The sequence below is a fragment of the Archangium sp. genome, from assembly GCF_036389735.1.
Lineage (GTDB): Bacteria > Myxococcota > Myxococcia > Myxococcales > Myxococcaceae > Archangium.
Map to the genome: position 1 here is coordinate 1 of NZ_DASVWK010000019.1, position 7,394 is coordinate 7,394.

7 protein-coding genes are annotated in these 7,394 nt (G+C 71.7%); 3 read left to right on the forward strand and 4 right to left on the reverse strand.

Annotated elements, in window-relative coordinates; translation table 11 throughout:
* Positions 1 to 98: 98 nt before the first annotated feature.
* Genes VF794_RS00565 through VF794_RS00580 form a run of 4 tightly spaced genes read right to left on the reverse strand, consistent with a single transcriptional unit; the run spans position 99 to position 4,952 of the window.
* The gene (locus VF794_RS00565; RefSeq protein ID WP_331106637.1) at positions 99 to 1,010 is read right to left on the reverse strand and encodes a 1,4-dihydroxy-2-naphthoate polyprenyltransferase; all 912 of its coding nucleotides are present in this window, start codon (positions 1,008 to 1,010) and stop codon (positions 99 to 101) included.
* Positions 1,011 to 1,031: 21 nt separating this feature from the next.
* Positions 1,032 to 1,892, reverse strand: coding sequence for a 2-succinyl-6-hydroxy-2,4-cyclohexadiene-1-carboxylate synthase (menH, locus tag VF794_RS00570; protein ID WP_331106639.1), 861 nt, complete (start codon positions 1,890 to 1,892; stop codon positions 1,032 to 1,034).
* Positions 1,883 to 3,658 (reverse strand): 2-succinyl-5-enolpyruvyl-6-hydroxy-3-cyclohexene-1-carboxylic-acid synthase, encoded by a 1,776-nt coding sequence (menD, locus tag VF794_RS00575; RefSeq protein WP_331106642.1) that lies wholly within the window; start codon positions 3,656 to 3,658, stop codon positions 1,883 to 1,885. Before menD ends, menH begins: the two co-directional genes overlap by 10 nt.
* Positions 3,651 to 4,952 carry an isochorismate synthase gene (locus VF794_RS00580; protein WP_331106644.1) on the reverse strand — a complete coding sequence of 434 codons (1,302 nt, stop codon included), beginning with the start codon at positions 4,950 to 4,952 and terminating at the stop codon, positions 3,651 to 3,653. Before VF794_RS00580 ends, menD begins: the two co-directional genes overlap by 8 nt.
* A gap of 130 nt (positions 4,953 to 5,082) precedes the next feature.
* On the opposite strand from VF794_RS00580, the gene aroF reads away from it, so the two are divergent.
* Genes aroF through VF794_RS00595 form a run of 3 tightly spaced genes read left to right on the forward strand, consistent with a single transcriptional unit; the run spans position 5,083 to position 7,248 of the window.
* Positions 5,083 to 5,979, forward strand: coding sequence for a 3-deoxy-7-phosphoheptulonate synthase (aroF, locus tag VF794_RS00585; RefSeq protein WP_331106646.1), 897 nt, complete (start codon positions 5,083 to 5,085; stop codon positions 5,977 to 5,979).
* Entirely contained in the window at positions 5,976 to 6,665 is a 690-nt protein-coding gene (ubiE, locus tag VF794_RS00590; RefSeq protein ID WP_331106648.1) for a bifunctional demethylmenaquinone methyltransferase/2-methoxy-6-polyprenyl-1,4-benzoquinol methylase UbiE, read from the forward strand. The genes aroF and ubiE overlap by 4 nt, the downstream gene beginning before the upstream one ends.
* Positions 6,646 to 7,248, forward strand: coding sequence for a shikimate kinase (locus VF794_RS00595; RefSeq protein WP_331106650.1), 603 nt, complete (start codon positions 6,646 to 6,648; stop codon positions 7,246 to 7,248). Before ubiE ends, VF794_RS00595 begins: the two co-directional genes overlap by 20 nt.
* Positions 7,249 to 7,394 lie beyond the last annotated feature (146 nt).

Consider the following 7,394-nt stretch of genomic DNA (forward strand, 5'->3'; position numbering starts at 1 on the left):
AGCCTTCTCGCGCTCCGTACGTCGCTCTCGCCGTCTTCAGCGGCCTCACGAGCTCCAGGCGCAACGGGCGGAGAGTCGTCTCCGTGATGCGCATCCGCTCACCTCAGGAACAGTCCCACCGAGAAGAGCAGCCCGAACACCAGCTGCAGTCGCGCCGTCCCTCCCAGCGCCGGGTTCAGCGCCGCCCCCTTCGCCCCCAGCACCAGCTTCAACGGCGGCACCGCCACCGGCGCGCTCAGCAGCGCCAGCAGCACCCACGGGCTCGCCAGCCCCAGGCCCCACATCGCCAGCGGCGTCGCATACGCCGCGATCAGCAGCAGCACGTACTCGGCTTTGCCCGCCGTCGAGCCCAGGCGCACCACCAGCGTCCGCTTGTTCGCCTTCGTGTCCGTCGTCTCGTCCCGCAGGTTGTTCACCACCAGCAGCGCCGTGCCGATCGCCCCCACCGGAATCGCCGCCCACCACGCCGCCGGGCCCACCGTCAGCGTCTGCACGTAGAACGTCCCCGGCACCGCTACCAGTCCGAAGAAGACGAAGACGAACACGTCCCCCAGTCCGTTGTACGCCAGCGGGAACGGCCCGCCCGTGTACGCGTACCCCGACAGCACCGACGCCAGCCCGATCGCCACGATCGGCCACCCGCCCACCACCACCAGGTAGATGCCCGTCACCACCGCCAGCCCGAAGCACAGCAGCGCGCTCGCCAGCACCGTGCTCGGCGCGATGAGCCCGCTCTGCGTCACCCGCTTCGGCCCCAGCCGCTCCTCGGTGTCCGCCCCCTTCTTGAAGTCGTAATAGTCGTTCGTCAGGTTCGTGCCGACCTGGATGAGCATCGCGCCCACCAGCGCCGCCAGCGCCGGCAGCCACCGGCCCACGCCCAATCCGTAGGCGAGCGCCGTGCCCACCATCACCGGCACCAGCGCCGCCGTCAGCGTCTTCGGCCGCGCGGCCATCAACCACGTCTTCAAGGTGGGGCGAGGCGCCTCCACCGCGGGAGCTATCGCGTTCATGTGAATCCCTTGGACTCGCGGCTAACCGTGGCCGCCGGCCGCGCTCTTGTCCGGCACGGTGTTCTCGAACTCAGGGGCTTCGTACCAGGGAGTCTGCAGGAACGAGATGACCTCGCGCGCGTACTCCTCCGACACTTCCAGATGCGGGGCGTGGCTGCAGTCCTCGAACGTGCGGCGCCACACCACCGGCAGCTCCTCCGCCATCCGGCGGGCGATCTGCGTGAACTTCTCGTCCAGCGCCCCCGTCAACAGCAACGTGGGCAGCCGCTGGCGCTGAAGCTCCGGCCAGTAGTCCGGCTGCACTCCCAGGCCCAGGCACTCCAGCGCCCCCACCAGCCCCTCCACCGTGCACGCGCCTCGCCGGGCCCGCAGGGACTCCTGCTGCTCGGGAGTCAGCTTGCGCAGCCCCGCGAAGATTGGCTGCGACTCCCAATACGCCACGAAGGCCTCCACGCCCTTCTGGCGGATGAAGGTCGCCAGATTCGCGTCCTTCGCGCGCCGCTCCGTCCGCTCCTGCCTCCGGTGCAGTCCCGGCGAGCCGCTCTCCATGATGAGCCGCCCGAAGCGCTCGGGCCGGTTCAACGCCGCCGCCAACGCGAAGCGCGCCCCCTGCGAGTACCCCAGCAGGTTCGCCTTCGCCACGCCCAGCTCGTCCAGCAGCCCCACCAGCGCGTCCACCGTCTCCAGGAAGCCCTCGCGACCCGTGCGCGTAGGCAGTGGCGTCTGCCCATGTCCCGGCAGATCCACCGCGATGGCCTTCACCTTGTCCCCCATCAGCGGGCGCAGGTGATCGAACGAGGAGCGGTTCCCCGTGAATCCGTGCAGGAGGAGGAGCGGGTGTGAGCCCTCTCCCCAGGTCTCGTATGCCAGCTTCAGAGCCATGGGCCTTCTCCCAGTGCGGCGCCCAGCTTCGCGAAGAGGCGCCGGTGCAGATCCACGTTCGTCGTGCGCTCCGCCACCCTGGCTTCAATGAGGTGGAGACCGCCCTTGAGTCCCTCGGCCAATGCCGCCCGCAGCGCCTGGGGCGAGTCCGGGCGCCGGAAGCGCGCGTCGTAGAGCGCCGCCGCGTGCGACAAGTCCACGCCGTGTGGCGTGCCCCACAGGGACTCGTAGTGCTTCCGCGCCCCCTCGGCTTGAGCGATGGGAAGGAAGGAGAAGATGCCGCCCCCGTCGTTGTTCACCACCACCACCGTCAGGGACACCCCGCACCGACGCGCCGTCAGCAGCCCGCCCACGTCGTGCAGGAAGGCCAGGTCTCCCGTCAGCAGCACCGTGGGCCGTTCCGACGCCACGGCCACCCCGAGCGCGCTCGAGACGATGCCGTCGATGCCGTTGGCCCCCCGGTTGGCCAGCACCCGGATCCGCCGGCCCGCGGCCGGTGCGAAGGCGTCCACATCCCGGATGGGCATGCTGCTGGACACGAAGAGGTTGGCCCCCTCCGGTATCGCCCCCACCACCTCGTGGGCGATGCGCATCTCCGTGAGCGACATGTCCTCCGAGAAGGCCGACTCCAGCGCGGACCGCGCCCACTGCTCGGCCCACAGGAAGCTGTGCGCCCACGAGCCCAGCCCCCGGGACAGCCCCCGGGACAGCCCCTCGCAGGCCGCCACCGCCGAGCCCTCCACCACCCGCGCCGCGCGGTGCGTCGGATCGAACAGCGCGCCCTCGTCACTGAAGAGCACCACCTCCGCGCCCGAGCCGTCGATCCACGCTTGCGTCCCCTTGGGCGTCAGGCCCCCGCCGAAGCGCAGCACCAGCTTCGGCCGGTGGGCCAGGGCGAAGGGAGCGTGCCGCAGCATCGCGTCGTAGAGGGACACCGTCGCCGGGCCGCCGCCATAGCGGGCCTGCGAGGTGGCCTCCGCCAGCACCGGGTAGCCCGTGGCCTCGGCCAGCGCGGAGATCGCCTCCGCGAAACCGTCACTCTCGTCCCGAGGGCCACAGACGATGACGCCCTGCTCGGTGGCCGCCACCCGCGCGCGCACCTCGTCCAGGATCCTCGGGTCCGGCTGGCGGACCGTCGGGAAGATCTGGGTGAGCGGCGCCCCGATCCGCCCCTCGCGGGCCAGTGGGGAGAGGCGCTCGTCGGCCAGGTCCGCGTCCGGCGTGGGCGCGAGCGGCTCGCGGAACGGCACGTTGAGCTGCACCGCGCCCCTCGGCGCGCGCGAGGCCATGACCACCGCCCGCGCCACCGTGGCCCGCAGGTGCAGCAGCGCCACGTCGCTCGCCTCCGGCAGCCCCACATCCGCGTACAGCCGCGCGAAGTCTCCGAAGAACCGCGCCTGGGGCACCGTCTGCGGCGCGCCCCACCCCTGAAGCTCCAGGGGCCGATCCGCGGTGAGCACCACCAGCGGAACCTGTGCCAGGGACGCCTCGATGACCGCCGGGTAGAAATGCGCCCCCGCCGTCCCACTGGTGGCCACCAACACCACTGGGGAGCGCGATTCCTTGGCCATTCCCAGCGCGAAGAAGCCCGCGCTGCGCTCGTCGATGACGGACCAGGTGCGCAGCAACCCCTCGCCCTCGGCACACGCCAGCGCGAGCGGCGAGGAGCGCGACCCCGGGCACACCACCGCGTGCCGCACGCCTCCGCGAACCAGCTCCTCCACCAACACCCGCGCCCAGAGCTGATTCAGGTTGGCGTCAGACATGTCCTCCTCCGAGTGCCCGAAGCATGGCCAGACTCTTCATCTCCGTCTCGCGCCACTCCGCCTCGGCGCTAGAGCCCGCCACGATACCAGCACCCACGAAGAGGCGGGCCCGGGAACCCTTCACCCTCGCCGAGCGCAGCGCCACCATCTGATGTGCCCGCCCGGGTCCTACCCAGCCAACCGGACCCGCGTACCAGCCCCGATCCAGCGCCTCGTGCTCCACGAGGAACTCCAGCGCCCGTTCCCGGGGTGTACCCCCCACCGCCGGCGTGGGGTGCAGCGCCGCCACCAGCTCGGCCACCCCCACCCCCTCGCGCAGCTCCGCTCGAATGCCAGTGCGCAGGTGCACCACGTTCTTCAACGCGAGCAGCGCGGGCTCGGCGTCCGCGTCGATGCTCTCCGCCAGCGGCTTGAGCGCCTTGAGGATGTAGCGCACCACCGCCTCGTGCTCGCGGCGATCCTTGTCGCTCGCCTCCAGCGTCCCGGCCTGCGCGGGCGAGGCCGAGCCCGCGAGCGCCTCCGTCTCCAGGTGCCGCCCCTCCCAGCGGCACAGCGTCTCGGGCGTGGCGCCCAGGAAGGCCGTCCCGTCCGGCGCCCGGAAGAGGAAGGTGGCGCAGCGCGGGTTCTGCTCGCGCAGCCGCGCCAGCACCTCCACCGCATCAAAGGCGCGCTCGCCCTCCACCTCCACCGCCCGCGCCAGCACCACCTTCTGGAGGCCCCCGGCGCCAATCGTCTCCACCGCGCGCTCCACCCGCCCCTCGAAGTCCGGCCGCGACGAGGACAGCCGCAGCGCCTGGGGCATCCGGCCCGCGTGGCGGTACCCCGCCGGGAAGGCCCTCGCCACCCGCGCCAGCCGCGAGCGCACCACGTCCTCCGCCGCCGGGCCCTCGGGCGCGAAGACCGCCGCCGCCAGGGCCGAGCCCTCGCGCCACACCACCACCTCGGGCAGCGTCCACCGGCCGAAGCCGAACGCATCCCACCCCGTGTCCCCGCCCGCCGCCGAGAAGCGCATGCCGCCAAACCAGGGACCGGGCAGCGCGGCGGGGGCCTCGCCCAGCCACCGCACCGAGGCCGGCGCGGAGAGCGCCCTCAACACCGCCTGGGCCTGGGCCGCGCTCCGGGCCTCCACCGCCGACGCCTCGCCCCATCCCGCCACCGCCTCACGCGCCAGCGGCCGCTCCCAATAGATGGACGGCTCGCCCAACACCTCCGCCCCCGCGAGCGGATCCACGCCGGCCAGGGCAACTACCCCGGCCACCCAGCGGGCCCCTTCTGCGGGTTCGAGCGTCGTCATCCGCGGTCCTCTGAAGAGGGCCTGCCACCTGCCAGGGCAGCAACCTCTTGTTGTTCTGTACGCCGGTTTGGCTATACAAGCATCACGGGGTTCAAAACAACGTGAACTCCACATGGGATGGGAGGCGCCCGTGAGTGGCAAGCCGAGTCATGAGGGCAGGGGTACACCCCCGGAAGGCACCCCCCGGGTGTCGCGGGCCTGGCGGCCCGAGGGGACGCGTGTACGTGTGGGTCGGGTGGAGCTTGGTGGCCCCGGCTTCGTGGTGATGGCCGGCCCGTGCGCCGTGGAGGGGATGGAGCAGACGGAGCAGACGGCCCTCGCCGTGGCCGCCGCCGGTGCCCACGTGCTGCGCGGTGGGGTATTCAAACCCCGCACCAGCCCCTACTCCTTCCAGGGAATGGGCGAGCCGGGCCTGCGGGTGCTGGCCGAGGCCGCGCGCAAGGTGGGGCTGCCCATCGTCAGCGAGGTGATGGAGTCCACGCAGCTGCCGCTCATGGAGGACTACGTGGACCTCCTCCAGGTGGGCGCGCGCAACATGCAGAACTTCCCGCTGCTGCGGGCGCTGGGCAAGGTGCGCAAGCCGGTGCTGCTCAAGCGCGGGCTGGCGGCGACGGTGCAGGAGTGGCTGCTGGCCGCCGAGTACGTGCTGGATGGTGGCAACGATCAGGTCATCCTGTGCGAGCGCGGCATCCGCACCTTCGAGACGGCCACGCGCAACACGTTGGATCTGGCGGCCGTGGCGGTGGCCAAGCTGCGCACCCACCTGCCGGTCATCGTGGATCCATCGCACGCCACGGGCGAGCCGGAGCTCATCCAACCCATGGCGCTGGCGGCCGCGGCGGCCGGGGCGGACGGGCTGCTCATCGAGGTGCACCCTCGGCCCGAGCAGGCCCTGTGTGACGGGCAGCAGGCCCTCACGCCGGAGCGTTTCCAACAATTGATGCGGCGGCTGCCCGGTGTGCTACACGCCGTGGACCGTCACCTTTGGAGGCCGGAGCTTCCGGCCCAAGTCGCGGGGGCTCGATGAGCACCGAAGTTCGTCAGATGTTCTCCTCCATCGCCACGCGCTACGACGTGACGAACGAGGTCATGTCGTTCGGCATCCACCGGCTGTGGCGGCGCGCGGCCATCCGCTACAGCGGCGCCACCGAGGGCAGTGCCATCCTCGACTGCGCCACCGGCACGGGCGACCTGGCCCTGGCCTTCAAGCGCAAGGTGGGCACCTCGGGTCGCGTGCTCGGCACCGACTTCTGCAAGGAGATGCTGGACCACGCTCCGGCCAAGGCCGCTCGCGAGGGGCTCCAGGTGGAGTTCCAGGTGGCCGATGCCATGGCGCTGCCCTTCGCGGACGCCACCTTCGACGTGGCCTCCATCTCCTTCGGCATCCGCAACGTGGATGACCCGGTGAAGTGCCTCAAGGAGATGGCCCGCGTGGTGCGCCCCGGTGGCCGCGTCGTGGTGCTCGAGTTCGGTCAGCCCACGGGCCTCTTCGGCGCCCTCTTCAAGTTCTACAGCAAGGTGGTCATGCCGGCCGTCGGCGGACTGCTCACCGGCAACCGCGCCGCCTACGAGTACCTGCCCCGCACCGCCGCCGCCTTCCCGGCCGGTGACAAGTTCCTCTCCTTGATGGATCAGGCCGGCGCCTACAAAGAGAGGGTGGCCCACCCGATGACGTTTGGGACATCCTACGTCTATGTCGGGACCGTCCGCTGAGCAGAGGCATCCGTTCGTCGAGCAGATCCTCGAGGCCGTGGACCCACGGCTCGCGCCCTCGCTGAGGGAGGAGCTCGCCCGTCCCGGCCTCCGGCCGAGGCCCACCCCGGAGCAGACCGTCGTCATCGCCGGTCACCGCTCCGCGGGCAAGACGCGGCTGCTGCCGATGGTGAGTGGGCTGCTGGGCAGGTCGGGGATGGACCTGGATCACGAGCTGGAGCGCCGTCACGGGCGCCCCCTGCGCGAGTGGGTGACGAAGGAGCCCGAGTCATTCCGCCAGGCCGAGCGCGCTCTCTTCCTCGAACTGCCTCGGGGCAGCCTCGTGGCGGTGGGGGGCGGCTTCATCGCCTACCACGCGGAGACGTTGCACCCCTGTTACACCCTGCTCGTGCCCATCTCCTTCGAGACCTACCGCGAGCGGCTCCTCGCCGACACCACCCGCCCCCGGCTGCGTCCCGGCATGTCGCTGGAGGAGGAGATCAGCTCCATCTATGAGCAGCGCTCGCTGCTGCACTCGCGCGTCCATACGGTGAGCCTCGTCGAGTTCCTCCGCGCCTTCGCCTCTCCGGAGGGCGCGCCTTGAGCCCGGCCCGCCGCGTCGTCACGCTCCCCCCGAGCCTCCGCGGCTCCGAGGCCCTCCGCTTCGCCACCGACGCTCGGAGCCGGGGGGCCGATGTGCTGGAGGTGCGCACGGACCTGCACCCCGCCAATGCCGTGGACGCGGCGGCG